This window comes from Edaphobacter sp. FHG110511_03 (assembly GCF_059115365.1).
In genome coordinates, this window is record NZ_JBZYWL010000001.1 from 2,077,315 (window position 1) to 2,104,278 (window position 26,964).

The 26,964-nt window shown below is 58.4% G+C and carries 24 protein-coding genes; 17 read left to right on the top strand and 7 right to left on the bottom strand.

All coding sequences use genetic code 11. The features are described 5' to 3' along the window. Nucleotides 1-3: 3 nt before the first annotated feature. From AC5S26_RS08420 to AC5S26_RS08440, 5 genes are read left to right on the top strand one after another with little or no spacing between them, the layout of a single operon-like run. Complete coding sequence (locus AC5S26_RS08420; protein WP_494184400.1) at nucleotides 4-750, top strand: SIMPL domain-containing protein; 747 nt, start codon at nucleotides 4-6, stop codon at nucleotides 748-750. Between the two features lie 41 nt (nucleotides 751-791). Then, complete coding sequence (locus AC5S26_RS08425) at nucleotides 792-1,592, top strand: acyltransferase (RefSeq protein ID WP_494184401.1); 801 nt, start codon at nucleotides 792-794, stop codon at nucleotides 1,590-1,592. Between the two features lie 55 nt (nucleotides 1,593-1,647). Further along, nucleotides 1,648-2,349 carry a site-2 protease family protein gene (locus tag AC5S26_RS08430; RefSeq protein WP_494184402.1) on the top strand — a complete coding sequence of 234 codons (702 nt, stop codon included), beginning with the start codon at nucleotides 1,648-1,650 and terminating at the stop codon, nucleotides 2,347-2,349. 37 nt (nucleotides 2,350-2,386) lie between these two features. Continuing rightward, nucleotides 2,387-3,562, top strand: a complete 1,176-nt coding sequence (gene trpS, locus AC5S26_RS08435) for a tryptophan--tRNA ligase (protein WP_494184403.1) — start codon at nucleotides 2,387-2,389, stop codon at nucleotides 3,560-3,562. Then, nucleotides 3,559-4,551, top strand: a complete 993-nt coding sequence (locus AC5S26_RS08440) for a segregation and condensation protein A (protein ID WP_494184404.1) — start codon at nucleotides 3,559-3,561, stop codon at nucleotides 4,549-4,551. Before trpS ends, AC5S26_RS08440 begins: the two co-directional genes overlap by 4 nt. A gap of 88 nt (nucleotides 4,552-4,639) precedes the next feature. Here AC5S26_RS08440 and AC5S26_RS08445 read toward each other — a convergent pair whose 3' ends face one another. After that, nucleotides 4,640-5,650, bottom strand: a complete 1,011-nt coding sequence (locus tag AC5S26_RS08445) for a choice-of-anchor A family protein (protein WP_494184405.1) — start codon at nucleotides 5,648-5,650, stop codon at nucleotides 4,640-4,642. Nucleotides 5,651-5,916: 266 nt separating this feature from the next. On the opposite strand from AC5S26_RS08445, the gene AC5S26_RS08450 reads away from it, so the two are divergent. From AC5S26_RS08450 to AC5S26_RS08470, 5 genes are all read left to right on the top strand, one after another. After that, nucleotides 5,917-7,521, top strand: coding sequence for an inorganic phosphate transporter (locus AC5S26_RS08450; RefSeq protein WP_494184406.1), 1,605 nt, complete (start codon nucleotides 5,917-5,919; stop codon nucleotides 7,519-7,521). A 139-nt stretch (nucleotides 7,522-7,660) separates the two neighbouring features. After that, on the top strand, nucleotides 7,661-8,770 hold the full coding sequence (gene scpB / locus AC5S26_RS08455) for an SMC-Scp complex subunit ScpB (protein ID WP_494184407.1): 1,110 nt from the start codon (nucleotides 7,661-7,663) through the stop codon (nucleotides 8,768-8,770). A 69-nt stretch (nucleotides 8,771-8,839) separates the two neighbouring features. Beyond that, nucleotides 8,840-9,751 (top strand): pseudouridine synthase, encoded by a 912-nt coding sequence (locus AC5S26_RS08460; protein WP_494184408.1) that lies wholly within the window; start codon nucleotides 8,840-8,842, stop codon nucleotides 9,749-9,751. A gap of 313 nt (nucleotides 9,752-10,064) precedes the next feature. Beyond that, nucleotides 10,065-10,541 (top strand): peptide-methionine (S)-S-oxide reductase MsrA, encoded by a 477-nt coding sequence (gene msrA / locus AC5S26_RS08465; protein ID WP_494184409.1) that lies wholly within the window; start codon nucleotides 10,065-10,067, stop codon nucleotides 10,539-10,541. A gap of 437 nt (nucleotides 10,542-10,978) precedes the next feature. Next, nucleotides 10,979-12,508, top strand: a complete 1,530-nt coding sequence (locus AC5S26_RS08470; protein WP_494184410.1) for a DEAD/DEAH box helicase — start codon at nucleotides 10,979-10,981, stop codon at nucleotides 12,506-12,508. 94 nt (nucleotides 12,509-12,602) lie between these two features. Here the strand turns inward: AC5S26_RS08470 and AC5S26_RS08475 are convergent, their stop codons facing one another. Next, nucleotides 12,603-14,438 (bottom strand): hypothetical protein, encoded by a 1,836-nt coding sequence (locus tag AC5S26_RS08475; protein ID WP_494184411.1) that lies wholly within the window; start codon nucleotides 14,436-14,438, stop codon nucleotides 12,603-12,605. 171 nt (nucleotides 14,439-14,609) lie between these two features. Here AC5S26_RS08475 and AC5S26_RS08480 point away from each other — a divergent pair, with 171 nt between their 5' ends. The 3 genes from AC5S26_RS08480 (at nucleotide 14,610) to AC5S26_RS08490 (ending at nucleotide 17,483) form a co-directional block, all read left to right on the top strand. Continuing rightward, nucleotides 14,610-14,876 (top strand): ArsR/SmtB family transcription factor, encoded by a 267-nt coding sequence (locus AC5S26_RS08480; protein WP_494184412.1) that lies wholly within the window; start codon nucleotides 14,610-14,612, stop codon nucleotides 14,874-14,876. Between the two features lie 116 nt (nucleotides 14,877-14,992). Beyond that, complete coding sequence (locus AC5S26_RS08485) at nucleotides 14,993-15,745, top strand: SDR family NAD(P)-dependent oxidoreductase (protein WP_494184413.1); 753 nt, start codon at nucleotides 14,993-14,995, stop codon at nucleotides 15,743-15,745. 100 nt (nucleotides 15,746-15,845) lie between these two features. Continuing rightward, nucleotides 15,846-17,483 carry an ABC-F family ATP-binding cassette domain-containing protein gene (locus AC5S26_RS08490; protein ID WP_494184626.1) on the top strand — a complete coding sequence of 546 codons (1,638 nt, stop codon included), beginning with the start codon at nucleotides 15,846-15,848 and terminating at the stop codon, nucleotides 17,481-17,483. A 112-nt stretch (nucleotides 17,484-17,595) separates the two neighbouring features. On the opposite strand, the gene AC5S26_RS08495 is transcribed toward AC5S26_RS08490, so the two are convergent. Then, a complete protein-coding gene (locus tag AC5S26_RS08495) occupies nucleotides 17,596-19,176 on the bottom strand; it encodes a peroxidase family protein (RefSeq protein ID WP_494184414.1) in 1,581 nt (526 codons plus the stop codon). Between the two features lie 410 nt (nucleotides 19,177-19,586). Between AC5S26_RS08495 and rocD the strand changes: the two genes are divergently transcribed. The 4 genes from rocD to AC5S26_RS08515 all read left to right on the top strand — a co-directional run bounded on the left by rocD (nucleotide 19,587) and on the right by AC5S26_RS08515 (nucleotide 23,365). Beyond that, nucleotides 19,587-20,822 (top strand): ornithine--oxo-acid transaminase, encoded by a 1,236-nt coding sequence (gene rocD, locus AC5S26_RS08500; protein ID WP_494184415.1) that lies wholly within the window; start codon nucleotides 19,587-19,589, stop codon nucleotides 20,820-20,822. A gap of 55 nt (nucleotides 20,823-20,877) precedes the next feature. After that, on the top strand, nucleotides 20,878-21,198 hold the full coding sequence (locus AC5S26_RS08505) for a hypothetical protein (RefSeq protein WP_494184416.1): 321 nt from the start codon (nucleotides 20,878-20,880) through the stop codon (nucleotides 21,196-21,198). Between the two features lie 10 nt (nucleotides 21,199-21,208). Next, a complete protein-coding gene (locus tag AC5S26_RS08510; RefSeq protein WP_494184417.1) occupies nucleotides 21,209-21,748 on the top strand; it encodes a hypothetical protein in 540 nt (179 codons plus the stop codon). 621 nt (nucleotides 21,749-22,369) lie between these two features. Beyond that, the gene (locus AC5S26_RS08515) at nucleotides 22,370-23,365 is read left to right on the top strand and encodes an aldo/keto reductase (protein WP_494184418.1); all 996 of its coding nucleotides are present in this window, start codon (nucleotides 22,370-22,372) and stop codon (nucleotides 23,363-23,365) included. Between the two features lie 153 nt (nucleotides 23,366-23,518). On the opposite strand, the gene AC5S26_RS08520 is transcribed toward AC5S26_RS08515, so the two are convergent. The 4 genes from AC5S26_RS08520 to AC5S26_RS08535 all read right to left on the bottom strand — a co-directional run bounded on the left by AC5S26_RS08520 (nucleotide 23,519) and on the right by AC5S26_RS08535 (nucleotide 26,919). Continuing rightward, nucleotides 23,519-24,052, bottom strand: a complete 534-nt coding sequence (locus AC5S26_RS08520; RefSeq protein WP_494184419.1) for an SRPBCC family protein — start codon at nucleotides 24,050-24,052, stop codon at nucleotides 23,519-23,521. Further along, entirely contained in the window at nucleotides 24,000-24,347 is a 348-nt protein-coding gene (locus tag AC5S26_RS08525) for an ArsR/SmtB family transcription factor (protein WP_494184420.1), read from the bottom strand. Before AC5S26_RS08525 ends, AC5S26_RS08520 begins: the two co-directional genes overlap by 53 nt. A gap of 443 nt (nucleotides 24,348-24,790) precedes the next feature. After that, nucleotides 24,791-25,813, bottom strand: a complete 1,023-nt coding sequence (locus AC5S26_RS08530) for an NAD-dependent epimerase/dehydratase family protein (protein ID WP_494184421.1) — start codon at nucleotides 25,811-25,813, stop codon at nucleotides 24,791-24,793. Then, nucleotides 25,810-26,919: a Gfo/Idh/MocA family protein gene (locus AC5S26_RS08535; RefSeq protein WP_494184422.1), complete on the bottom strand. Its 1,110-nt coding sequence runs from the start codon at nucleotides 26,917-26,919 to the stop codon at nucleotides 25,810-25,812. The genes AC5S26_RS08530 and AC5S26_RS08535 overlap by 4 nt, the downstream gene beginning before the upstream one ends. Nucleotides 26,920-26,964: the final 45 nt, after the last annotated feature.

Consider the following 26,964-nt stretch of genomic DNA (forward strand, 5'->3'; position numbering starts at 1 on the left):
AGCATGATTCCATTCCGTATCGCCGCACTGACTGTTGCAGTTTCGACCGTTGCAATTTCCGCTTTCACCGTTTCCAGCCCCGCGCAGACGATCCAGGTGAACAAGGAGAACCGCACCATCGCCATCACTGCGACGGACAAAGTGACCGCTATCGCCGATCAGGCGACGCTCCACGTTGGCTTCATTGCCTACGGGCCCGATAGCAATACGGCCTATGCAAACGGCTCGCGTGTCTCCAACGCAATCGTCAAGGCGCTGGTGGACGCGGGTGTCCCCAAAGATACGATCCAGAGTGAGAACCAGCAGGTAGCGCCGGTGCAGAACTACCAGCTCGACAAGCTGACCGAGGCCCAGAAGGCGCAAAGGCAGTTTCAGGTAACGCAAAGCTGGACCGTGAAGATGGGTGCAAATGATGCCGCGAAGGCGCTCGACCTGGCGGTAAAGGCCGGCGCGAACCAGTCCGGTCAGATCGATTGGGGCTTCAAGGATGAGAACGCTCCCGAAGCCGAGGCCGCAGCCAAGGCCTTGAAGCGAGCGCGTGCGCAGGCCGAGCAGATGGCTGCCAGCCTGAGCGCGAAGCTGGGCTCGCTTCTTTATGCCAGCAACGAGGTCCAGCCCAGTGGTCCGCGCCCCATGTTCCGCGCGGTGGCCGCCGCGCCGATGGCCATGGATAAGGTTCAGCCCCTGGCGATCAATCCGAGGGAGATTGAAAAAACGGCGACCGTTTACGCGGTCTTCGCCATCGAATAACTGCAGCGAACTTTCGTAGCGAGATTGAAAAGAGAAAATCTATGCCCCAGTACACCTATCGCGAATTGAAGCCTACTCCCGAGGCCGAGGCGATCTATCGCCGCTGGCTGGCACAGCTTAACGAAGAATTCGGTCGGCACCAGTCGGTCGACCGTCGCTCCGAGATCGTGCGCGACGAGCTCTACCAGATCTATATCGGAAAACCCCACGGCGGACGCACCCAGGCTACGTTGAACAGCGAGCTGGCAAGCTATACGCTGGCGGAGAACTTCGACCCCCGAAATGTGACGCTCGAGCCGGAGTACTACGGCGATATCGATGCCGAGAAGTATGCTCTCCGCAAACCGCTGATCTGGTTCTGGCAGATGTTCGACCGTTCGCCCCTGGGATTAAACCACTGGCTCGGCTTCCGCTTCCGCTGCATGCTGGGGCATCACATCTTCAAATCCCTCGGGAAGGGCGTCAAGATCTTCCACAACGTCGAGTTCACCTACGGCTACAACCTCACGATCGAAGACAACTGCGTCATCCACAAGAACGTCATGCTTGACGATCGCGGCGGAATTATCCTGCATGAAGGCACCAGTGTCTCCGACTACGCCAACATCTACTCCCACACCCACGACATCAACGTGCAGGCGGATGTGACCAACAAGCCGACGGAGCTCGGCCCCAGGGCCCGCATCACGTATCACTCGACGGTGCTGGCAGGAGCCAATATCGGCGAGAACGCGATGCTGGGGGCCATGGCCCTGGCCACCAAGCCGCTTCAGCCCGGAGTCGTTTCGGTGGGAATTCCGGCGAAGGTGAAGCGAGAGAAGAAACCTTCTGAGCAATCCTAAGAGCGGCGGTGCAGACGGGTTTTCGCTTCCGGCGATCTTCCATTAAGCTAGAGGAATGAACCAGGATGTAGTCCTTATCCTCTTCCAGGTGGTTGCGCTTGTCCTTGCCTTCAGCGTGCACGAGTGCGCCCATGCCTGGACGGCATGGCGGCTTGGCGATCCTACGGCCAAAATGCTTGGCCGCGTCACGCTCAACCCGCTGAAACACCTGGACCCCTTCGGCTCTGTGCTGATGCCACTGATCGCGCTCGTTTATCACTGGCCCTTGATCGGATGGGCAAAGCCGACGCCTGTAACTGCGCGCAACTTCAAGAACTACAAAAAAGACGACATCCTGGTCACGCTGGCAGGTCCCGCGAGCAATCTCCTTCTGGCTACGGGAGCGCTGATTCTCCTGCTGATCATCAAGCACGTGGTTCCCGGTGGGGCAGTGGCGGTCTTCACCGCGATGGCTCTCGCGATGCACTATCCCGGGGTATCGACGGAGAATCTTCCCGCGCTGTTTCCTATCGCACTTCTGCTCTATTTCATCATCCTCATTAACCTGCTGCTGTTCGTGTTCAACCTGGTGCCGTTTCCTCCGCTCGACGGTAGCCGCATCCTGCGTCATTTTCTGCCCTATAACGCACTTCAGGTCTACGACCGCATGGGAATGTTCGCTCTGTGGATCTTCATGCTGCTGGCCGGCGGATTCATCTTCAGGGTCTTTCTCTACCCTCTGCAATCGACCTTCGACAGGATCCTTGCGGTGCTCTAGGAAGGCTGTTTCCCGTATCATCTCTATCTGAAGCATCATGACTGATTTCACCCCCTCTCCATCACGACCACGCATCCTCAGCGGCATGCGTCCCACGGGAAAGCTGCACCTGGGCAATTACATGGGTGCGCTCTACAACTGGGTGAAGTTGCAGCACGAATATGAGTGCTACTTCTTCATCGCCGACTACCACGCCCTGACGACGGATTACTCGGACACCTCAAATCTGTCTGAGAACGTCCGTGATGTGATTCTCGACTTTCTCGCCGCCGGATTGGATCCTGAGATCTCGACCCTCTTCGTTCAAAGCCAGGTGACGGTCCATTTTGAGCTCTTCGCCTTGCTGGGCATGATCACTCCGCTCAGCTGGCTGGAACGTGTTCCCACGTACAAAGACCAGCAGGAGCAGCTGAAAGAGAAGGATCTGGCGACCTATGGCTTTCTTGGATATCCGCTGTTGCAGACAGCCGATATCCTGCTCTACAAGCCAAAGTATGTGCCCGTGGGTGCTGACCAGATTGCTCACGTGGAGTTAACCCGTGAGGTTGCGCGCAGATTTAACCAGTTCTTTCCCGGCGATTTTTTTCTTGCTCCCGATGCCGCTCCATGGGAGATGGGAGCCATTCAGGAGAAGGCTCGTAAGCTGGCCGGGAACAAGACCAAGTCCGCCTTCTCCGCACATGAGCTCTATCAGGCTGCGCAGCAGACCAAAAAGCTTAGCGGTTTTGGGCGCCATGAAATTTTGCCAGAACCCGAAGTGCTGTTGACGCCTTCGCCGAAGCTGCCGGGAACCGATGGTCGTAAGATGTCTAAGAGCTACCGCAACACCATCCTGCTCTCGGACCCGGAGCCGGAGATTCGTGCGAAGCTCAAGACCATGGTGACCGATCCGGCACGCATTCGCCGTGAAGATCCAGGAAACCCTGATGTGTGTCCGGTCTTTGATCTGCATAAGGTCTTTTCAACGCAGGAAACGCAGCAGAACGCTCGGATCGGCTGTTCGACTGCAGGGATTGGATGCATCGAATGCAAAAGCTGGCTCGCGGATGCTGTAGTCGAGCATCTGGCTCCTCTGCAGGAGCGCCGTCGCTACTATGAAGCCCACTTCGTTGAGGTGGAAGAAATTCTCAGACATGGAGGAGAGCGCGCTCGGGCCCGTGCCAATCAGACCATGCAGGAAGTCCGCGATGCGGTAGGTCTTCGACAGCTATGAACGACGAAACTCTCCATCCCGAAGATCCCGCGCAACAGCTGGAAGAGAAGGTACAGCCGGAAGCCACCCAGCCTGCCGCAGAGGCTGAGGCGGTAGAACAGCCGGTGCCCCACGAGCCCTTCGCGCTCAAGCATCCGGTTCCTGCGCCTGCCCCGGAGCCTAAACGCACAACAGCGAAGGAGAAAGTCAAAGACAAAGACAAGGAAGAGGCTTCGCAGTCTCCTTTCTCGGTCACTGTAGGACTGGTCTACGACGGCCCGCTCGATCTTCTTCTCGACCTCATCCGCAAGCAGAACATCGATATCTACGACATCCCGATCGCCCGCATCACGGAACAGTTCCTGGAATACACGCACCATCTGAAGCAGACCGACGTGGATTCGGCGGGCGAGTTCATCTATATGGCTTCGCTGTTGATTCACATCAAGTCGAAGATGCTGCTCCCGCGCGATCCCAGCGATGTCACCGGAACGGATTCCGAAGACCCCCGCCGCGAGCTGGTGGAGCGGCTGCTCGAGCACGAGCGCTTCAAGGCCGCGGCCCAGATGCTGATGCAGAAGCAGCAGATCGAAGAGGCGACCTGGACCAATCCCGGGATTCGCGAGTTTCGCGAGGCGGCCGATGCCGAGCGCGAAATTGCCGCCGATACCGTCGATCTGGTTCGCGTCTTCCAGGACATCCTTGGCCGCCTGCGCAAGCGGCCCGTGCTCGATGTCGACGAGGAGTCGGTCACCGTGGCCCAGATGATCGAATACGTAAAGCGCCGCCTGGTGATGGAAGACAAGCCCGTCTCCTTACGCCGCCTTCTGCACAACACCCATACGGAACGCGCCTTGATCTGCATGTTCCTGGCGATGCTCGAGCTGGTGCGCCTGCAGGCCGTGCTTCTCCACCAGCCGGTAACGGAAGGGGACATTCTTATTAAGAAGACCGATAACTTCGACCAGGTCTTCGCGGACCAGCAACAGGCCCGCGACGACTGGCGATAAGAGAAGACCCAGGAGTTACAGCCTACAGGCCCGTCCACCGGTTAGTGAGACGGACCCGCAGGTAAAGAAGACAGCTTCATCTTCGAATTCAACCCTTGTGGCGACGCTTGCGGCTGCGAAGAAGGCCCGCCAGTGCCGTGATGCCGGTTCCCATCAGCGCCAGAGAGGCCGGTTCGGGAGTGGGAGCGATAGGATCGCCAGGAGGCAGCGTTCCGGTGAACTCCTGGTTGTGAACCTCGCCGGTCTGACCGATCTGGGCCGCGATAAAGGTTCCCGCCATCTGCGCATTGCCATTCAGGATTGCGAACGGAGCCAGAGCCGACGCCGTAAGCTGGCCGTTGATCGTGACCGTGTCCGCGTCTGAGAAGTTGAACAGGATATTGCTGTTCGCGCTGCTGTCGCCCGAGTTCTGCTGGTCGTTGTAATAGATTCCCGTCCCCAGGGCGACATGCTTGCCATCGACATTGATGAGGATCGTCGAGCCAGCCGGGGCGATGATGTCGAGCGGATGATTGGTGTCGCCGAACTGTGCCGCCGTGATGTCAAAAATATTCAGCGTCGAGCTGGTCCCCTTCAGAACGAAGAACGACGGGTTTACCGAGGAGTGATTGGTCCCCAGGACTTCGCCATTCGCCGTCAGCGCTGCCAGTGCGAGCGACTTGTTGTCGAGCGTCGTGCGCAGGCTGTCGAAGTCGATTCCCGACGGACCGGTGCTTACGCGATGGCCGCCCCCGTTGAAGTTGAAGTTGCCGTTCGAGCCCGGAGCGTAGGCGTTGCCATGGCTGTTGATGTTGAACTGCTCACCGGAGTTCAGGCCGCCAGTAGACACCAGATCGAAGGACGCCTGGGATCCCCAGGGATCGCTGTAGAGATTGCTTCCGATCGTGGTTCCGCTTAGCACCATCCCCGCGGCGGCGACACGTCCTGTGACGTCCGCATTCGTAGAGATATTACCGGCGAGGACCGTATTTCCGTGAGAGTCAACCATACCGAGGGCCACTAGGTTATAAGCGCTGGCTACGCCGAAGGGGGCTACGCCGTCGGCTTTGCACAGAGATGGGAGAACGACAAGGCTTGCCGCCAAAAAGAAATGAAACATGACTTTCATAATGCAAACCACTAAAGCAAGCGGCGGACCAAAGCCCAAACCCCATGAACTTCATGGATTTAGCTTCAGTAAGTAGATTTGGTGTCCCGCCGTGTGAAAATAAGTGCACACTTGGGGCCATTTCCCGTTCTGTCGAGGAAATTCTTTTCCTTTCTTCTTGATTAAGAAGATCTTTTACACGTTGTTAATACTCTGTTCGCAAACGCAGCCTATTGTCGTCCTCACCGACCGCCAAACTCGCTTACAGGTGACGATCTATGGCAACACCAGCCACGCTCCCCTCCGGTTCTATTCTCGACGAAAAACTCAAGAAATCATCCCCAGGCAAAATCGGCGGCATCGTCTTTGGGGTACTGCTCCTCGGCGGTATTGGCTATATCGTCAGCAAGCTTTGGGAAGACCTCTCCATCATTCATACCGGCTCGATCTTTCCCTATCTGCTGTTAGGCCTTGCGCTGCTGATCGCCCTGGGTTTTGAGTTCGTCAACGGCTTCCATGACACAGCGAATGCCGTCGCCACCTGCATCTACACCCATTCGCTCGAGCCACATATCGCCGTGGTCTACTCCGGCATCATGAACTTCATTGGCGTGCTCACGAGCTCCGGCGCCGTTGCTTACTCGGTCATCACGCTTCTTCCGGTCGAGCTCATCCTCAAGGTCAGCAAGGGGTCGGGCTTCGCTATGGTCTTCGCCCTGCTGGCGGCAGCCATCCTGTGGAACCTGGCCACCTGGTACCGTGGCCTGCCGGCCTCAAGCTCTCATACCATGATCGGCTCGATCATCGGTGTCGGCATCACCAACCAGCTCCTGCACGGCAGAAGCGGCGTGAGCGGCGTGGACTGGGAGCAGGTCACCAAGGTCTTCAAAGCGCTGTTGCTCTCGCCGGTGGTTGGTTTCGTCTGCGCTGCTCTGCTCTTTATGCTCTTCAAGGCGCTCCTGCGCGATCCTCGCCTCTATGAAGCCCCCAAGGGCACCGCGCCGCCGCCGTTCTACATCCGCGCTCTGCTCGTGCTTACCTGCGGCGGCGTAAGCTTCGCCCACGGATCCAACGACGGCCAGAAGGGCATGGGACTCATCATGCTGATCCTCGTCGGCACGGTTCCGACCGCCTACGCCCTCAACCACACAGTCACCAACTCGCAGGTCCAGACCTTCGTGGCGGTCTCGCATCAGGTCTCGGACACCATTACGCACTACGTCGACTCGAATTCGGTCATTGCCGACTCCCAGCCTGAGCTGGAACAGTTCGTCTCCACGCGTTCCTTCAAGCCCACGACCATGCTTGCGCTGCGCCAGACCGTCGACGATATCCAGAACGAGGTCACCCGTTACGGTGCTCTCAATAAGGTTCCTGCCAGTATGCAGGCCAACGTTCGCAACCAGATGTATCTGGTCAGTGAGACCTTCCGGTTGCTGCCCAAGTACGGTCCCAAAGTCTCCGCAGACGATACAAAGATCTTCGCCAACTACAAGGGCTTCCTCGATCGCTCCACCAAGTTCATTCCCACCTGGGTCAAGGTAGCCGTAGCCCTCGCCCTTGGGTTGGGAACCATGGTTGGCTGGAAGCGCATCGTAGTGACGGTCGGCGAAAAGATCGGCAAGACCCACCTGACTTACGCACAGGGTGCCTCGGCCGAGCTGGTCGCGATGATGACCATCCTCGCCGCCGATGGGTATGGGCTTCCAGTCAGTACAACGCACGTCCTCTCCTCCGGCATCGCCGGTACCATGGCGGCAAACAAGAGCGGCCTGCAGACCTCAACCTTGCGTGATATCGCCCTGGCCTGGATCTTCACGCTCCCGGCAGCGGCGATCCTCTCCGGCGTTCTGTACTGGTTCTTCAATATGTTCGTCAAATAGCTGAAATTCGCTTCTTTATGAGGCTGGTGAGAAGGGGTGGAGATATCTTCCACCCCTTTTTTGCTGTGCAAAACCGGTCCCCAATAGGGCTCTCTATGGGGCTGCCTCCCGCGGGGCCATTCTTATACACTCAAAGGCAATGAGCCTCAAAGCAAAGATCGAAGCCGTCATTTACGCGTCAGAAGAACCGGTGACCCTGGCCCAGCTGGTGGGGCTGCTCGGCCAGGAGGCCCAGGTTGAGCTTGACCAGATCGCCCAGGCACAGCAGGCTCTGGCTCTCAACGGCGAAGAGGCGGATGCAGACAGCGCTGCATCGGAGCCAGGCGATACCGACCCAGGCGATACCGACTCAGGTGAGACCGACGTAGATGGCTTGAACCGGGAGATCCTCTCCGATTCCGAACCGGTGTCGCCGGCGACAGAAGCATCGCCGGTGACAGAAGTTATTGAAGCCCCGGCCGAGGCCACAGCGGAGACCACCCAGCAGCAGACCTCGCGCGAAAATAAAGAGGAGAAGGAGAAGAATCGCCGCCTTCGCGAGTACTTCCGGTCCATCCTCGATCAACTCGTCGCCGATTACGCCAACGGCGATCGCGGCCTTGAGATTCGCGAAGTGGCCAGTGGCTACCGTCTCGCCACCAAGCCGGAGTATCACGATGCTGTCCGAGGCTTCGTAAAATCGCTCAAGCCGCCGCTGAAGCTCTCGCTCCAGGCTTTGGAGACGCTCGCCGTCGTCGCTTACAAGCAGCCCGTTACCGCGCCTGAGGTCTCCGAGATCCGGGGTGTCGACTCCGGTGGCGTACTCGGCTCGCTCATGACGCGCAAGCTCGTCACCACGGCAGGGCGCAAGCAGGTGATCGGTCGTCCCATTCTCTACAAGACCACCAAGGACTTCCTTCTCCGCTTCGGCCTGAAGGACATAAATGAGCTTCCCTCCATCGAGGAGTTCGAAAAGATGGCCAGCGAACTCGCCGAACAGGAAGAGATCCCGATGGAGGCGACCTCAGTCCATCACGCTGCGAGCGAGCACGCGACCGATCCTCAAGAGCGGACTCATCATGCTCCGGAGACGCCTTCAGAACTGGAGCCGGAGCGCCACACCCATCTTCCACAGGCCGATGGAAGCCCCGATCCAGTGGACGATCCACTCGATGATGAGATTCCCGACGACGAAGAAGAGGAGGCTGAGAACGTCAGCCAACCGAAGTCTGAAACTCCCTCTGAGCTCGTCGAAGAACCACACTCCTGATCTCAACTCTTTGCTGCACGCAGGCCCCTAGGCGGAGCGGATTGTCTTCACTCAGGGGATAATGGAAAGATGACCGAACCCACCAAGCCCCGGGGCGAGCGCCTCCAGAAGATTCTCGCGGCAGCAGGCTTTGCCAGCCGCCGCAAGGCCGAGGAGTTCATCCTCGAAGGCCGGGTGCAGGTTAACGGCCAGGTCGTTACAGAGCTGGGAACCCGTGCCGACCTCGACCGTGATCATGTTCGAGTCGATGGCAAGCTGCTTCACGGACGCGAACAGCAGCGCTATTACATGCTCAACAAGCCGCGCGGGTACGTCACCACGCTCTCGGACCCCGAGAAACGCCCGACGGTAATGGCGCTGATGGCGCAGAAGCATGGACCTCACGGAGATAACGTGCGCCTGTACCCCGTGGGCCGCCTCGACTACCTCTCCGAAGGCCTGTTGTTGATGACCAATGACGGAGACCTTGCCAACAAGCTTTCCAAGGCCTCAGCTGGCGTTGAAAAGACCTATCTGGTGAAGGTGTCAGGTGTGCCTACCCCGGAGAGCATTGATCAGCTTCGCCGCGGCATCATGATCGATCGCGGGCGCCTCGATGAGGTTCGCAGCGGCCGTCGCGACCGGATCGTCACCGCTCCCGCAAAGGTCGAGCAGGTGCGGGGAGGCGATAATCCCTGGTTCGAGCTCACGCTCACCGAGGGGAGGAACCGGCAGATCCGCAAAATGTTCGAGGAGATCGGACATCACGTGGAGAAGATCCGCCGCATCGGTTACGGCGCTCTGCGGCTCGACGTCCCCCCGGGCGGCTTCCGGGAGCTTACGGCTGGCGAGGTAACCGCTCTAGGGCGGGCCGCTCGTGGTTTGAAAGTGACCCCGAAGCAGAAGACCCCGGAGTTTGCGCAGCTCAAGAAGCCTGTGCCTCCGAAGAGCAGCAAGCGTCGGGCTCCTGCCTCCCGGCCGGCGGGCCGGAATCGTGGCTGAACCTCTTCTGTAATTCGCCGATATCCTCTGACGAAAGACGATGGAAAAGACGAGGGGCATCTGCGGAAGTAACCGTCAAAAGGTGACTTTATTCAGGGTTAGCTAAGGTCACTTTCGGTCATCCAAAAGATATCAACAGAGCCATTGACAGAACTCGATCCTACCCTCCAGAATACTCCCGCTATTCATCTTCCGGGGATGACAAACATCACTGGAAGAGCATCCAATAGATACCGTTCGACCGCAGACCAAGGCCTGTCGTCTAACCGTCTAACTAGAGTCGTAATGTGCAGTGCGCAGCAAAGGAGTAAAAGTGGCAATCGAAAAAGCTACATTTGGAGCAGGATGCTTCTGGGGTGTGGAAGCGAAATTCAATGAAATCACTGGAGTCATCGACACAACAGCAGGGTACGAAGGCGGAGACCTCGAGCACCCTACTTATAAAGATGTGTGTACCGACCGCACTGGCCATGCGGAAGTCGTTCAAGTCACCTTCGACAACTCCCGCGTGAGTTACGAAACTCTTCTGGACGCCTTCTTCGCGATACACAATCCCACCCAGGTCAATCGTCAGGGACCGGATTGGGGCACGCAGTATCGCAGTGTTGTCTTCACCCACAATGATCAGCAGATGGCGGAGGCTCGAGCCAAAATCGCCGAGCTGAATGCGTCAGGCACCTATCGCGAACCGATCGCGACGCAGGTATCGCCTACCACCGCCTTCTGGAAGGCAGAGGAGTATCACCAGCGCTACCTCGAAAAACGAGGCATGGTGAGCTGTCACATCTAAGCTGGAAAGCAAGGTTAAGAGGATGCCCCGCGCAGTATGGCGGGGCTTCTTCGTTTAAGCCGAAATCGTTCCCGAATCGGAGCCTCCGTTCTGACGGGGGCAGGGCCGATGCGCCCTCTCCTGAGTTCGTGGTAAGATAAGACAACACTCGGTTTGAAGAAAGAGTGCCGCTTCGCGGGAACCGCCCAGGATGGATCGGGCTGGCCAGAGACCGCAGAAGCATACTCCCCGCGCTCCGCTGAAGATACGATCTCAGAGAACGAAAGCGCTGGTTGCTCTGGCTCCGATGGAAGGTCAAACGTGACCTTTCTCGCCGTGCAGCAGCGTTTTGCCCGACGCAGGGCAAGCTGATACCCCGGAATCCATGATGCGCTCTCGCATCGTTCTGCACATCAAAAGGCGCCGTCCAAGAGAACGGCTATTACGCAAGGACTACTTTGACTACAACATTAGAAGCACCCGAACAGCTGGATTCCATCAGGAATGCCGGTTCTACTGATTCCCCTGTCTTTACTGACTTCAACATCTCCGACGCGCTCAAGAGCCGTCTAACTGCAGCGGGCTTTATCACTCCCACCCCGGTCCAGGCCGGAGCCATTCCCCCGGCACTCAAAGGCCGCGACATCCTCGCGACCGCCTCCACCGGCACGGGCAAGACTCTCAGCTTTCTTGTTCCCATCCTTGAGAAGCTAGAGGCTACTTCCGTCCCCAGCACCAAGGGCAAACGCAACCCCATCCGCGCCCTCATCCTTCTTCCCACCCGCGAGCTTGCCATGCAGGTGCTGGAGAACTACGGGAAGCTGATGCCCGGATCGAAGCACGATGCGGTTCTCATCTGCGGCGGCCTCTCTGAGAATACCCAGTTTGACAACCTCGACCGTGGCCCGCGCCTCGCTGTCGCTACTCCTGGCCGGCTGGAAGACTTTCTCCGTCGCCGCCAGATCGATCTCTCCAAGGTCGACATGTTCGTCCTCGACGAGGTCGACCGCATGCTCGATATGGGCTTCCTTCCCGCAATCCGCCGCATTGTCACCGCCGTCCCTCGCGGACGCCAGACCATGTGCTACTCGGCGACCCTCGATGCCAACATCCAGGAGATCGTGCGCGACTACGTCAAGGATCCCGTTCGCATCCAGATCGGCAACACCTCCAAGCCCTCCGATCGCGTCGAGCTCCGCGCCTACACCGTCATGCAAGACCAGAAGCTCGGTCTGCTGAACCAGATGCTTACCGAAGAGCAGGGAAGCTTCCTGGTCTTCTCCCGTACCAAGCACGGCGCTGACCGCATCTCCCGCAAGCTGGAGAAGCTGGGCCACGACACGAACGCCATCCATGGCGATCGCTCGCAGTCCCAGCGCACCTCCGCCCTCAAGGGATTCGCCACGGGGAAGCACCGCGTCCTGGTCGCCACCGACGTCGCGGCACGAGGCATCGACATCTCCGACATCGCGCACGTCGTCAACTACGACCTTCCCAACGCCAGTGACGACTTCGTCCACCGCATCGGCCGCACCGGCCGCGCAGGCGCCAAGGGAGTGGCGACGACGTTCGTCATGCCCCAGGAGCGACACGAGGCTCGCAAGCTCGAGCGCGAACTGAGCATGAAGTTTGAATGGCGCGTGGCCGATAAGAACCTTGAGAAAGAGGAGCGCAACAAGCCCGTCGATCTCAATGGCATCCAAACCAAGGGCCCAAGCGGGCCTTCGGCCTCAGGGCTCGATGCGCTTCTGGCGCTGGAGACCCGTTCCTGGCGCGGCGGCGAGTCGGCTGGAGAATCAGGCGCGTCCGACAACAACGGACGGCCTAGCTTCCGTGGTCGCCGCAAGGGCCCTGGCCATGGTAGCCGCCCTCAGGGGCAGTCCAGACACGGCAGCGGTAGCGGCAACGCTCACCCGAGCCGCAACGCCTCGCATCCGCGCGGCGGCAACTCCGGTTCTCGCCCCACCCGCGGAAATCGCGGCCGCTAAACCTTCTGGGCGACCTCGTCTGCAAGCTGGGTTTCGTAAACCGAGCCTGCTCGAGGTCGCCCGTCTTTCCTTAAAAACTCAGGCGACTTTCTATCTATGGATGGAGAGCGTGAATCTCCTGCAGGTCCTCAGGGGATAGGACGTGAAGGTCGTCTTTATCCATCCGGACCCACAGTACGTGGGAGTCCGCAAGGAAGGCCGACGCCGTGGCATCCTCCAGCGGAACATTCCAGTGATACGCATCGACGTCGTGCAGATTCTCCAAAGTATCCTGCGGTAAAAGTCCCTCGCGATCGTTAACTTTGAACCCGGTCTTCGGATCGTAATGAAGAATGCGCTGCAGAGAGGGATCGGCCACGATGGCCATATTGGCCTGATCTTTCCCGGCAGGCTCTCCGCCCACCAGAACCAGGACCTGGGTATCGGGTGCTTGCTGCAGGGCATCGCGAAGGAACGCGAACTCCCGCATGCTGTCGTACATGTTGTACGTTCCCCAGATATAGCCCCCTGAGGGAGGCAGTCCCGTCTGTTTCAGGCGGACAAAGGAATATCCGCAGAGCAGCAGAACGCAGGTCAGCCAGACGCCGAGATGCCGTGCCGGAGCGGACGCTCGGACTGCATCGAGATTGGCGAGGAGAATCGCGAGGGCCATGCAGGTCCAGAACGCCGCCATCGAGCCGTAATAAGCTGCACTGCGATTAGGCAGCACCAGGAACAACGAGATGGAAGCAAAGGCCGCGCCGAACAGAAAAAGAAGCAGCCTCGATTGAGCTCTGAAGAGCTGCGGCGAGCGGCGAAGCCACGCCACCACGGCGATAAGGATCAAAAATCCGAGCGCAGGGACAAGAAGCCGGGCCTTGGGAAGCGCATCGGGAAAGTCGATCGGAAGCAAGAACCAGGTGACGTGGGAAAGCGCTACCTTCAGTACCAGCGGCGAGAGTGTAATGGGATACGGAGTCTTGTGGTCCAGCAGATTGACGGCGTGGCGAAAGACCACGAGGACCGTGGCCCCGTAAATACCGCCAAGCAGCACAGCCAGGGGAAGACGCTTCGTCCAGCCGCGGCTCGAAGCCTCCTCAGGAACGTCCGGCCGGAGTAATACGGCGAGGCCAGCAATCAGCGGCACGGCAAAGGCACTCTGCTTGGCAAACAATGCAATGGCGAAACACAGCCATGCGGCGAAGTGATATAGCCATGCCGCCAAACCCCGACTACGAAGCGCGCGCAGAAGAAGAAGCACCGAGAGTCCCGAACCGAAGATGGCCAGGCTGTCTCCCAGCGCGCAAAGCCATGCAACAGGGATGTAGATAAGGTCTCGGGACAGGAACAGGATAGCTGCCGCGGCGGAGACAGCCGGAGTCTGGCGCAGCTCACGCATGAACGCGAAGACGAGCACGGTGCAGGCCAGGCCAGCAAAGAAGTTCCCCAGAAGAAATGGCAGCGGGTGCAGGCCGAACCAGCGCAGAAGATAGCCGACATACAGAACCGTTCCCAGTGGCCGGAAGTTGCCGTCGACGGTGTCCAAGGTGTTGAAGCTGACGAGCGGATGGGCGTAGAGAAGCTTGCGAACCGAGGCGGCCGAGAGCAGCATCCAGTCGTCCTGGGCAAAGCCGCCCTGCAGCGTCACCGGCAGCCAGACAATCGCGAAGAGCAGCACGATGACCGGCACGAACCAGCGAGAGGATGGAAGCTGGAAGCCGCCGTGGCGTAAAAGCCAGGAGTATGCGAATCCCAATGCGGCAGCGAAGACGGCGATCTGCAGGAAGGCTGCGGGTAGATGGAGCAGCCCGTACTCGACCCGTGCATTGGAAAAGTGTTTGTGGCTTGCGGCAACCCGCGCCAGAATTGTGGCAAGGACTGCGAGGGCGGCAACCAGAAAGAAGAGGGCCCTGTCTGTCCAGAAAGTTTGAGAACGCGAAGTAACTTGCATCAATCCTTCAGCGAACGTGGCAGGATTTGGTTCCTGAACATCGACAGGTTCTTGAGGCAGATTATAACGTTAGCCCTTCTGGATGTGAAGTTGCGCCCCTCGGCCTGAATCCGCGATCTCCTTTGCGTGATCTACTATTAAGTGACGATGACAACGGGCCGAAAACTCGCGTTGACGCAACAGCAGTTCGAAGCGATCAGCCGGGCGATCAGCGATCCTCGCCGCTACGCGATCCTTCAGCAAATCGCGTCTGAGTCGGATCTGGCCTGTTCCGCGCTCGAAGCACACAAGCACATCAGCGCCCCGACCATATCCCATCACCTCAAGGAGTTGCAGGAGGCTGGTCTGATCGACATCGTGCGTGAAGGCCGTACCGCCTGTCTTTCCTTGCGCCGCGATGTGTGGAATTCCTACGTCAGTTCGCTCTCAAAACTCTGATCTTAAAGATCCTCCCTCAATCTGAATCCAAAGATTCCTGGCTTCATCTATTCGACATATATCGAATTATTCGATGAATAGCGAATTTTAATTTAGATCAGAAAAGGTGAGAGCGCATGGGAAAACTGAAGGGTAAAGTCGCGGTTGTGACAGGAGCATCCAAGGGAATCGGAGTCGGTATCGCAAAGTCGCTGGCTGCCGAAGGCGCATCTGTTGTGGTGAACTACGCCTCGGACAAAGAAGGCGCGGATCGCACCGTTGCCGAGATCCAGCAGGCGGGAGGAAAGGCCATCGCCGTCGGAGCCCGGGTTGGCGTTGCGGAGGAAGTGACGAAGCTCTTCGACGAGACGAAAAAGGCCTTCGGAACCCCCAATGTGCTGGTGAACAATGCTGGAGTCTACAGCTTCGGTCCCTTCTCCGACTTTGATGAGAAAGAGCTGCACCGCCAGTTCGAGACCAATGTCTTCGGACTTCTTCTTGCCACGCGCGAAGCCGCGAAGCACTTCGGTCCCGAAGGTGGCAGTGTAATCAATATTGGCTCTGTCGCCAGCGTCATGAATCCTCCCGGAGGCACCATCTACTCGGCGACCAAGGCCGCAGTCGACTCCATCACCCGCTCGCTGGCCCGGGAACTTGGAGCGAATAAAATTCGTGTCAATTCCGCCAATCCCGGCCCTGTCATCACAGAAGGCGTTCGCGCGATCGGTCTGTCCGAGGAGCACGAGATGCTGGCCAGCTTTGTCCAGCAGACGCCGCTCGGCCGCGTCGGCGAACCCGACGACATCGGCTCCGCTGTCGCCTTCCTTGCCTCCGACGAGGCCAAGTGGGTGACAGGACAGGTGATCCGCGTCTCCGGCGGCCTGCAGTAGCAAAATTGACGAATTTCCTGTGAATTCCGGGCCGGCAACCTGCCTCGCGTTGCCGGTCCGGGCTGTCTTTCCCCCGTAAGGACATGAGAGAATTAGAGTGATGATCTCTGTCTCGAATGTAACGATGCGCTATGGCTCGAAGCTCCTCTTTGAGGATGTCTCGGTCACCTTTACCACTGGCCGCCGCTACGGCCTCACTGGCCCCAACGGCGCCGGAAAATCCACCTTCATGAAGGTGCTCACCGGCGAGATCGACGCCCAGAAGGGCAACGTCGTCCGCCCCAAAAAGATCGGCGTCCTCAAGCAGGACCAGTACGAGTTCGACGCCTACCGCGTCATCGACACCGTCATCATGGGCAACAAAGGCTTATGGGCTGCCCTCGAGGAACGAGAGGAGATTTATGCCAAGCCCGAGCTGACCGACGCCGATGGTTCACGCCTCGGCGAGCTCGAAGGCATCGTCGGCGACGAGGACGGCTATGAGGCCGAAGCCAACGCCGCAGTCCTCCTGCAGGGCCTCGACATTCCCGATGAAGTTCACGAGCGCAAGATGAGCGAGCTGCAGGGCGGCCAGAAGGTCCGTGTGCTCCTCGCACAGGCTCTCTTCGGCAACCCCCAGGCGCTTCTCCTCGACGAGCCTACGAACTATCTCGACCTCGAATCCATCCACTGGCTCGAAGACTTTCTCAATCGCTACACCGGTACGGTCATCACCATCTCGCACGACCGCCACTTCCTCAACAACGTCTGCACCCACACTGCCGACATCGATTACGAGACCATCATCACCTACAACGGCGGCTACGACGATATGGTGCTGCAGAAGACCAGCATCCGCACCCGCATCGAGAGCCAGAACGAGCAGCGCGAAAAGAAGATCGCCCAGTTGAACGACTTCATCGCCCGCTTCTCCGCCGGTACGCGCTCCTCGCAGGTGAACTCGCGCAAGAAGGAAGTCGAGCGTCTCGCCACCAGCGAGCTCGCCCGCTCCAACATCGCGCGACCGTTCATTCGCTTCGACATGCTGCGGCCCTCAGGCAAAAACGTCCTCGAGTTCGAGAACGTCAATAAGACCTACGCTCAGCCCGACGGCAAGACCGAGCACGTCATCAACAACTTCTCCGCTGCCGTCCAGCGCGGAGACAAGGTCGTCCTCATCGGCCGCAACGGTCAGGGCAAGACCACGCTCCTCAAGGCCCTGCTCGCCAACGGCCCCGGCATCGAAGAAAAGGATGTCTCCATCGACTCAGGCACCGTCAAGTGGGGCCACGAGGCGCAGATCGGCTACTTCGCCCAGGATCACAAGGGCTCCATCCAGCTCGGCATGACGGCCTCGGACTGGCTGCATCAGTTCGACCCGCAGGCCACCAAGGAAGATATCCGCGGCATTCTCGGCCAGATGCTCTTCCGCGGCGAAGAGGGCCTCAAGAAGACCGACGCGCTCTCCGGAGGCGAAGCTGCCCGCCTGCTCTTCTGCAAGATCATGCTGCAGAAGCCCAACGTCCTCGTGCTCGACGAGCCCACCAACCACCTTGACCTTGAGAGCATCAATGCGCTCAACCAGGCCATCCAGAAGTACGAAGGCACCGTCTTCCTCGTCACCCACGACCAGGACCTGATCGAAGAGGCCGGCACCCGCATCTGGCACTTCGAAGGCGGCCCCAACGACTTCCACATCACCGATCACAAGGGCCCGTACGAGGAGTACCAACAGCAGCTCGCTCTGGCCGCAAAGTAACGGACCGCGCTTTGCGTCAGGAGTATCAACAGCAGCTCGCCCTCGCCGCAAAATAAACGAAACCGCTTTACGTGTTTTGCTAAAAAAGCCCGGTACACCGTACCGGGCTTCTTCATCCTTGCAATGCCGTGCCGATCAGCTCCCGCAAGCCAAACACTCCTCCCTTTGTGTAGGCAGGCGTCGGTTCCCATAACGGATCCAGGCTCACATAGGAGCTCGAATCCGCCAGCAGCAGGCCCACGAACGTCTCCGCGACGATGCGGCCGCCTACCGGGCCAAGCTTCCTCGTCTTGATCTTCTTATCGCCCTCGAGTGTCTTTACCGTCACCGTGCTTTCCACCGTTTCGGCCAGCACATACGTCCACAGCGGACAGTTGTTGACGAACCCCTTGCCGTCTCCGACCGTCGCGATACTTTGCGCCACGATGTCCGCCGGATCGCCGGTAAACTTCCCGATTGCGATCTTGTCATCGGTCAGCGGGATCAGTCCCATCGCTCGAGCCACATCCTGTCCGTTCGGTAGCCGCATCCTCCAGCCGCGTTCCAGATTGCGCTGCGCCAGCACAGATGGTGGTGTTGGCGCAATCGATGCAGGCAGCACTCCCAAAGGATTCACCAGCGATGTGTCGATCCTGTAAGCCAGTTGCAACCTGTTCTGGTTTTTCGGATCGTTCTGGTCCGGATCATCCACCAGGGTGCCGTAATCCAGCGGCACCAGGTCGATATACCGTCTCCAATCCAGTGCCCAGCCTGGCGGAGGAGTCTTGAAGCCACGCATATCGAGTGCATTCGCGCCCAACTTGAAGATCGGCTGCGGTCCTACCGTACTATTCACCCGGTATCCCGGCCTCACCATCGAATGGCCGAACCGGTAAGCCGCCGCCGAAAACTCCAGCGGCATGAAGGCCTCGTCTTTGTAATGGAAAAAGTGCAGGTTCGATTTACTGACAATCGGCTTTTTGTTTTTGTCGAGCGGCAGAACGCCCTCAAGTACCTCCTTCGCAACGATGGTCGGCAGAAAGTCATGCAGCAGAATCCACTGATAGTGGAACCGCACTAGCTCCTGCACCTCTGGAAAAGACAGGGATGGATGATCCGCTGCAACTTTGTTATGAAATCGGTGCCAAAGCCCCTGCAGTTGGGACACGATGACGTTCTCATCGTTGCGAGGATCGCCGATCAGCGCACGTGCCGGTGTCTGGCTATTCCGCTGCAGATCATGAGCATTCGCGTTTACCTCGGGTGCTCCCGTCATCGAATTGCCCAGCACGAAGGTCTTGCCATCGTTGGCATACATATACGGTTGGTCGTCCGGGCCCCGCCCGTACACATTGTCCAGGTCGAACCGTGGCGTCCGATAGTCCACCAGCGCATCTGGATCATTCTGTTTTTGCAGACTGCTTGCTGGATCGAAGGTCAGATCATGATCGATAAATTGACCGAAGTACGTATAGGCGGCGGGAATGCCACTCTCTTCGGCATCCGGACCGTCCTTCGGGTCGTCGGGTGTCGAAGTCATCGCTACGGCGAGCAGCTTGAGATTCTTCAACGTACTCACGTCGTCGTCGCCAAAGTCCGCTGGCGGAACCGCACGAAAGATCTTCCCGAACGGACCGCCAAACAGCAGCGAAGAGCGAGACAAATTAGCGCCGCGCACCCCTCCATGGGGGCGAAAGGTTTTGAGTGGTTGCATCGGTCTTCTCCTGTGTCGATCTTCTGCGGACGCAAACTCAAGGCATCGCGGCGGTTGCGAGTCTTTTCCGCGATTAAAGCGAGCCGGTACCAGACAGGGCCGAGGTGACCTCAGAGAGAAGAGCGACTAATTCCAGTTGAATTTTGAGAGGGCCGAAACCAGGAAAGAGAGATAAACCTAGCACAGCCTAAAACAGGCCGTCTAGCCGTTTTGTGAAGGAAACGATTCTGGCTGCCACTCCTGATTGCGATCGGATTCGGCGAATATTTATTCATCACGGTTACAAATGTCTCGTAAATTCGCTTGCATATTTTGTATTTATGCATCCCACATGCAAAATCGCCCCGTCTTTCGCGGCGTTTCTTGAGCTCGTGAAATAATAGATGTAAATCAGGCTCAGGCGGTCGATTATGGCAAGCTCAGTTCTGCACAGCGACACAGCGGAAGATCTCACCACTTCCTCTCACCTCATTGCGCTCGAGGATCAGTACGGCGCGCACAATTACAAGCCTCTTGATGTCGTCGTCGAACGCGCCTCTGGTGTCTGGGTCTACGACGTCGACGGCCGCCGCTACCTCGACTTCCTCGCCGCCTACTCAGCGGTCAACCAGGGCCACTGCCACCCTCGTATCCTCGCCGCCATGCTCGAGCAGGCCCAGCGCGTCACCCTTACCTCGCGCGCCTTCCGCAACGACCAGCTCCCGCTCTTCTACAAGGAGCTCACCGAGCTCACCGGCTTCGAGATGGTTCTGCCCATGAACTCCGGCACCGAGGCCGTCGAGTCAGCGCTCAAGATCGCCCGCAAGTGGGGCTACAAGATCAAGGGCATCCCCGAGGGCAAGGCCGAGATCATCGTCTGCGAAAACAACTTCCACGGCCGCACCATCTCCATCATCAGCTTCTCTACCGAGGAGCAGTACCGCGACGGCTTCGGCCCCTATCTCTCCGGCTTCAAGGTCATCCCCTTTGGCGATGCTGCCGCCCTCCGCGCAGCCATCACGCCGAACACCGCGGCCTTCCTCGTCGAGCCCATCCAGGGCGAGGCCGGCGTCCTCATCCCACCCGACGGCTACATCCGCGAAGCCGCCTCAATCTGCCGCGAGAACAACGTCCTCTTCATCGCCGATGAGATCCAGTCCGGCCTCGGCCGCACCGGCAAGCTCTTCGCCTGCCAGCACGAAGACGTAACCCCCGACGTTCTCATCGTCGGTAAGGCACTCGCCGGAGGCTTCTATCCGGTCTCAGCCGTCCTCGCCTCGCGTGAGATTCTCGGCGTCATCCATCCCGGTGACCACGGCAGCACCTTCGGCGGAAACCCCATGGCCTGCGCCGTCGCCCGTGCCTCGCTACGCGTCATCGTGGAAGAAAAGCTCTCCGAACGCTCCGCAGAACTCGGCGCGCTCTTGATGGATCGCATGCGCCAGATACGCAGCTCTCACATCCGCGGGATTCGCGGACGCGGCCTCTGGGTTGCCATCGAGCTCAACGGCCCCGCGCGTCCCATCTGCGAGGCCCTCATGCGCGAAGGTCTGCTCTGCAAGGAAACCCACGACAACGTCATTCGCCTCGCTCCACCCCTGACCATCGAGCGCGAAGACCTTCTCTGGGCCTGCGACCGCATCCAGTCCGTCCTCGAAGCTCAATAGCGTCCTGGGTGTGAAATAGCTGCCATGGATGTGCCCTCCTGAGCGAAGCGATTCGTTGGGCTGGACTCTGCCGCACTACCTTGGTACACTGGTACACATGTCGGCTCATCCATCGACCAAAGGCTTCGTGGACGTTGAGCGTATCCAAACCGGCGTTCGAATCGAAAAACGCCTGCTCAAAGTCTTGAAGGCCCTGGCGGAGTTGCGAGACATGACGCTTGGCGACCTGTTGGAAGGCATTGTCCTGCACGCTCTTGAGGGCAAGGCTCCCTTCGCTCCGGGCACGCTCAAGGAGATCGAACAGCTACGCACACTGTATGGCTTGCAGCTCCGTGCTGCAGACAGCCATCAGCTGCGCGAGCCATCTCGCTCCTGAAAGGGATGTCATGAATCTTCGCCTCTTCGGTCGACTTTTTGTCGCCGCGGTCCTTCCTGCGTTCGCGCAGGCTTGCTACTCTCAAGCGTCGCCAGTTGCACCAGCGCACGCTGTTTCCCGCTTCAGTTTCACCGTCGCCGCCCCATTCGCCCGTGTGGCTCCGCAGTTTGGACCCGAGGCGGAACGCGCCTGGGGCGACCCGCAATGGGATCCAAAATTCATTTATCCGCAGCCCGGAAAGGATGTGCCCGGCGCTGTCTTCACCGTGCAACACGGGCAGACCCGCAGCGTTTGGGTGAACACGGAGTATGATCCGGCCGTCGGTCGCATGCAGTATGTGTACATCGTCGCGAACGCCATGGTGTGTGTCATCGACGTGCGTGTGACCAAGGTTGACGCGATGCATACCGCGGTTGATGTCACGTATACCCGAACCGCCCTGGCCCCGGAGCACAATGAAGCGATCGCTCATCTCAGCCAGAAAGATGGGAAAAGTGGTCCGGAATGGCGGCAATACATCGAACACGCGCTCGGAATGCACAGTCCATAGTTTTCGCGGCGCATGAGCGCCTACAACTGAAGAGAAGGGCGTTTATGAGGGACTTATCACTCTATGCCGAATCTTGACGTTAATCATGCAGGGAGCGGGCGTATTGAAGCTAGTTCCGGGAGCCCGAATGGATGATCGGTTCCTGGGCAGGAATATACCTCCAAAGAGCTAAGGTTACCGTCTGTCTCGAAGAGCATTATGCCTACTTCCATGCCCTCCACGCTCGCCAAAGAATCACTCACGAGACGCTCACCCTTCCGTGCAACGGGTTTACCGTCTAAAGCAAAATAGACCGTAGGACAGCCACAGGTACAACGTTGACGCACGCTCAAACGAGGTATTTGAGCATGAAGCTTTGGCATGTCTTCGTACGTGCCATGATCAATAAGCCATACAACCAGCTCTCGTTCATGCTGTGTAAGCGGGCGACGATCATCTGCTAAGCCCTGCTCTCTCATAGTCATGATGATCACACAATATTACGAGATGGCCCAACTCACGTTCTCGCATCTGCGCAGGCCGGTCAAAGTGAACGACAATAAGAATTAGCCACAAACGTCGCGAGAGAGAATCTGCGCCGAAAGTTGGCGCTCATGGAGTTGGGTAGTGATAGGAGAATTCATGCAAAAACGCACATTAGGAAAGAGTGGCCTCGAAGTCTCAGCACTGGGCCTCGGCTGTATGGGGCTGAGCTTCGGTCTTGGTCCCGCCACGGAGAAGGGCGAAGCGATCAAGCTCATTCGCGCCGCTGTCGAGCGCGGTGTCACTTTCTTTGACACCGCAGAAGTCTATGGCCCCTTCGTCAATGAAGAAGTTGCAGGGGAAGCTCTCGCTCCCTTCCGCAAAGATGTCGTGATCGCTACCAAGTTCGGGTTCGAGTCCGATCCCCGCAACGATGGCAAGTGGACGGCAACCAACAGCCGCCCAGACCATATCAAGCAGGTCGTTGAAGGCTCGCTGAAGCGTCTGCAGACGGACACGATTGACCTCCTCTACCAACATCGCGTCGATCCCAACACGCCCATTGAGGAGACCGCTGGTGCCGTGAAGGATTTGATCCAGGAAGGCAAGGTAAAGCACTTTGGCCTTTCAGAAGCTGGCGCAAAGACGATCCGTCGCGCTCATGCCGTGCAACCCGTCACAGCCCTGCAGAGCGAATACTCGCTCTTCTGGCGTGAACCTGAAGAGTCTGTCATGCCAACGCTTGAAGAACTCGGCATCGGCTTCGTCCCGTTCAGCCCACTCGGCAAAGGTTTTCTCACCGGCAAGATCGACTCATCCACCAAGTTCGACAGCACCGACTTCCGCGCCATCGTTCCTCGATTCAGCGAAGACAATCGCAAAGCGAATCAGGCTCTCGTCGATGTAATCACCAGGTTCGCGGAACAGAAGCAGTCTACGCCCGCTCAAATCGCCCTCGCGTGGCTGCTTGCAAAGGCGCCTTGGATCGTTCCAATTCCAGGCACGACCAAGCTGTCACGGCTGGAAGAAAACCTCGGAGGCGCGGCTGTCGGACTTACTGCAGAAGACATGCGTTCTCTCGAGGAGGCTTCTTCTGCGATTACGGTCAAAGGCGAGCGATATCCAGCAACACATGCGAAGCTAATCGACCGCTAAACTCAGTGGCTTCAAATTCTTTCCGGCCAGGGCCGACAGGGTCGGTCCTGGGAAGTCGGGCTTCCGCGACAGTTGAGTAGAGGGTCGATTGTCCGGAAACCAGACGACGAAAAGCCCAGTCTAACCGGGCCTCCGCCACCATCCTTATTTCGCCTATGCTAACCCCGCAACAACTGCGGCAACTTTTTCGAGTATCTCGTTCCAGCCCTCGAGTTGCCCGCTGTTCCTGGCGCTCTCCATCGGTTCGTTTCCAATGAAAGTAAGCTTCGTCTGGCCGTTTCCTAAGTCCTCAAAAAGAGTCACGTCGTAAGCACCCTCAATGGCCTCAGGTTCGATTCCCAATTGCGCAGGGCCAATCCTGTTTCCCTCCGGGTCAGAAAAGTACATCAAGGAAACAATCTTCTCGTACGGAACAATCTCGTAGTATTCAACCGCATTCCAGCCCTCCTGCCCATCCGGCGCCTTCATGCAGCAGAGAAGTTTTCCTCCCACGCGAAAATCCATCTTGCAGACAGGACAGGTAAAACCCTTCGGTCCCCACCACTGCATGATGTACTTCGGGTCTGTCCACGCCTTCCAAACCACTTCGCGTGGGGCATCGAAAACTCGTGTGACAACCATCCGCTCAACTTCGCTAGCCGTGCTTTTTGTCATCTCCAGCCTCCATTTTCTTGATTTGCTGTACAACCACATCCAGCTTGTCGAAACTCTCTTCCCAGAATCGGCGATAGCTCATCGCCCATTCGCTGACTGTCTTAATCGCCTCTGGCCTGAGCGTGCATACACTCTCCCGTCCACGCTTCTTTTTGACGACAATCCGCGCCCGCACCAGGTAGGCAATGTGCTTTGAAATCATCTGCTGTGACAGTGAGAACGGTTCCGTCAATCCATGCACCGAGGCAGGCCCGCGAGAGAGCCGTTCGATCATGGCTCGCCGGGTTGGATCAGACAAAGCCGCAAAGGTTGTGTCGAGACCATTCACAACCAAATGGTAGTGGATGGCGATGCGATGTCAAGCAGGAAGTTTTGCGATTCCCGATTGTTCTTCGCTGAGTTTTTTTGAACCTGACACTCGCGCTCAGCAATATTCACTGCGACGAGTGCTCAATGTACTCACCGAGGAACGATAAGTACCGAGAAGTCGGCTTGCAGGAAGTGATCCAGTCATCGCCGCCCCGGAATCCTGTCAAGCTCGAAATCTGCCTACCAGCAACAAAACAAACAATATCCACACTGCCGATGAGTTCTGTCCTCCCAGCTAAAATAAGAGCAGAAGAAAACAAACTCCACAAGAAAACGCAAAGCGCATCTATTTTAGATTCAATACTTTACGTGTAAAGTATTGAATTAAAAATACTTAGCAAGTACCAGCCTAAGCCGAATAAATAGAAGACTTTGCGCAAAAATGACAGGGGGAGGGGCTACCTACTTCGCCTTCTCTGGCTCAGCCCGAAACGCCGCAAAAGTCCGCTCCAGCCCCTCGCGGGTTGAGAGAACCGGCCGCCAGCCCAGGCTCTTCAGCTTCGCATTGCTGAACTGGTTCCCGCCCCACATCGCCCGCGTCTTGTAGGGCGTGAAGATCGCCGGAAGCTGTCCCTTCGACCGCTCGCTGTAGCGCTCGACCATCCGCGAGCCCCACATCAGGGCGAAGTAGGGAACCGGAACCGACTTCACCCGGCGCACATTTTTCTTGTAGAGCGAAAGGTACTGTCCCGAGGTCACCAGGTCGTCATCGACCACGTTATAGACCTGGCCGCTGGAGCTTTCAGACAGCGCAGCCACGACGATCGCCTCCGCGCAGTTGTCCACATAGGTCAACGGAAGCAGGTTCTTCCCTCCCAGGTGCAGAAACCGCCCAAAGAGGCTCAGGCCGACGCGATTGGAGAAGTGGCCTCCGCCCGGGCCGTAGATCACGCCCGGCCGCAGGACAACGAGATCGAAGCCATACTTCTGGTGGTACTCCCAGAACAGCTGCTCCTGCCGCAGCTTCGAGTGCGAATACACATCGCGTCGCTCCGGGTGCTGCTCGAGAGGCGTCTTTTCGTCCACCATCGCGCCTCGAGGCAACTCAGCCACGCCCATGGCGCCGAACGAGCTGACCAGCACCACCCGAATGTGTCGAAGCTCGTTGGCGATCGCCTCCAGAAGATTCCGCGAAGCAACCACCGAGTCCATGAACATCTCGGCAGGCGATCCCTTGAGAGCCGCCGCCGCATGAATCACAATATCGGCGCCGGCGACCGCGCGAGGAATCTCGTTGGGATTCCGCAGATTCGCTGTCACGAACTCGACCTGACCCTCCGGGTAGCGAGCAGCGATAGCCTCAAGCCCTCGGGTCTTCGAGGCGTCGCGCAACATGCAGCGCAGGTCATTCTGCCCATGCGCCAGCAGGCGCTCGACGATGGCCTTGCCCAGAAATCCTCCTGCTCCGGTAACAAGAATCTTCATCGCGCACCTCCCGCAGGCACTGTTGCGGGATAAACCTGCTGGATCACGCGATCCATCACCTCGGCCGTACGCAGAATCTCGGAGTAGGGAATCGGCGGCTCGCCACCCGCACGGATTCCTGCGTAGAACAGCTCCAGCAGCTTCGACATCCCCGCGAAGAAGTGGAACTCGTGCCGGCGGAACTGCCCGATGTTCTTCTTCGCCTCGGCGAAGTAGCGGCCTGCCATCTGCAGCGGAGGAGCGAGCCTTCCCACCGCGCTTGGATAACGCTGCGAGGTTGTGGACACGACAGTGCGGTTATTGAAGTCCACCTCGACCGTCGCTTTGGTGCCATAAACCTTCAGGGTGTTCGCCACCGGACGCGCATGCGAGCAGAGGCTTCCATAGGCGGAGACGCTTCCGCCGCGCAGAAATACCCGCAGCTCGTCAAGCAGGGCATCGGTCCCATCGTTGCGAACGGCTTCGCGCCGCTTGTAGGCGAAGGCATGGACCTCAGGCTCTACATCGGGGAAGAGAGGGACGATGCGGTTGAAGATATGGTCCATCATGTTCTGAAAGAGCTTGCCCGGGAGCCGATGCACCCAGTGTCCCGCATCGCTCATCAGCGCCTGGCCATAGGCTCCGGACAGGTCGTAGCCGATGAATGCCTCTACGTGCACGGGCTCACCCACAACGCCGCGAGCCAGCATCTGCTTGAACTCCATCGCCGGAGGATCGAAGTTCGGCCAGTAGTTGATGGTCATCTGCTTTCCGCCTGAGACCACAACATCGATCAACTCCTTCGCTTCGGGAGCGGTCAGAGCGAGCGGCTTTTCCAGGAAGACATGCGCCCCCGCGGCGACGCACTGCCGGGTCAGAGGAAGGTGAACCCCTGGCGGAGTCGTAATGTGCACGACGTCCAGCTTTTCCTGCGCCAGCATCTCGCCGGTATCGCCGTACCATGCAGCCGCTCCGAAGCGAACGGCGAGCTGTTCTGCCAGCAAAGGCTCACGGTCGCAGACTGCGGCCAGCTCTGCTCCGTCCAGATGCTTGACGATCTCGGCATGCCCGTCCGCAATTTTTCCGCAGCCGATGATTCCAACCCGCAACTTCCTCAATTCTGCCATTTACCTTAGCCTACCGAATCTGCGCCCGTTGTCCTATGCATTTAC

Coding starts and splice junctions, on each gene's coding strand:
- AC5S26_RS08420 (WP_494184400.1), top strand. CDS start 4: ATGATTCCATTCCGTATCGCCGCACTGACTGTTGCAGTTTCGACCGTT.
- AC5S26_RS08425 (WP_494184401.1), top strand. CDS start 792: ATGCCCCAGTACACCTATCGCGAATTGAAGCCTACTCCCGAGGCCGAG.
- AC5S26_RS08430 (WP_494184402.1), top strand. CDS start 1,648: ATGAACCAGGATGTAGTCCTTATCCTCTTCCAGGTGGTTGCGCTTGTC.
- trpS (WP_494184403.1), top strand. CDS start 2,387: ATGACTGATTTCACCCCCTCTCCATCACGACCACGCATCCTCAGCGGC.
- AC5S26_RS08440 (WP_494184404.1), top strand. CDS start 3,559: ATGAACGACGAAACTCTCCATCCCGAAGATCCCGCGCAACAGCTGGAA.
- AC5S26_RS08445 (WP_494184405.1), bottom strand. CDS start 5,650: ATGTTTCATTTCTTTTTGGCGGCAAGCCTTGTCGTTCTCCCATCTCTG.
- AC5S26_RS08450 (WP_494184406.1), top strand. CDS start 5,917: ATGGCAACACCAGCCACGCTCCCCTCCGGTTCTATTCTCGACGAAAAA.
- scpB (WP_494184407.1), top strand. CDS start 7,661: ATGAGCCTCAAAGCAAAGATCGAAGCCGTCATTTACGCGTCAGAAGAA.
- AC5S26_RS08460 (WP_494184408.1), top strand. CDS start 8,840: ATGACCGAACCCACCAAGCCCCGGGGCGAGCGCCTCCAGAAGATTCTC.
- AC5S26_RS08475 (WP_494184411.1), bottom strand. CDS start 14,438: ATGCAAGTTACTTCGCGTTCTCAAACTTTCTGGACAGACAGGGCCCTC.
- AC5S26_RS08485 (WP_494184413.1), top strand. CDS start 14,993: ATGGGAAAACTGAAGGGTAAAGTCGCGGTTGTGACAGGAGCATCCAAG.
- AC5S26_RS08490 (WP_494184626.1), top strand. CDS start 15,846: ATGATCTCTGTCTCGAATGTAACGATGCGCTATGGCTCGAAGCTCCTC.
- AC5S26_RS08495 (WP_494184414.1), bottom strand. CDS start 19,176: ATGCAACCACTCAAAACCTTTCGCCCCCATGGAGGGGTGCGCGGCGCT.
- rocD (WP_494184415.1), top strand. CDS start 19,587: ATGGCAAGCTCAGTTCTGCACAGCGACACAGCGGAAGATCTCACCACT.
- AC5S26_RS08510 (WP_494184417.1), top strand. CDS start 21,209: ATGAATCTTCGCCTCTTCGGTCGACTTTTTGTCGCCGCGGTCCTTCCT.
- AC5S26_RS08515 (WP_494184418.1), top strand. CDS start 22,370: ATGCAAAAACGCACATTAGGAAAGAGTGGCCTCGAAGTCTCAGCACTG.
- AC5S26_RS08530 (WP_494184421.1), bottom strand. CDS start 25,813: ATGAAGATTCTTGTTACCGGAGCAGGAGGATTTCTGGGCAAGGCCATC.
- AC5S26_RS08535 (WP_494184422.1), bottom strand. CDS start 26,919: ATGGCAGAATTGAGGAAGTTGCGGGTTGGAATCATCGGCTGCGGAAAA.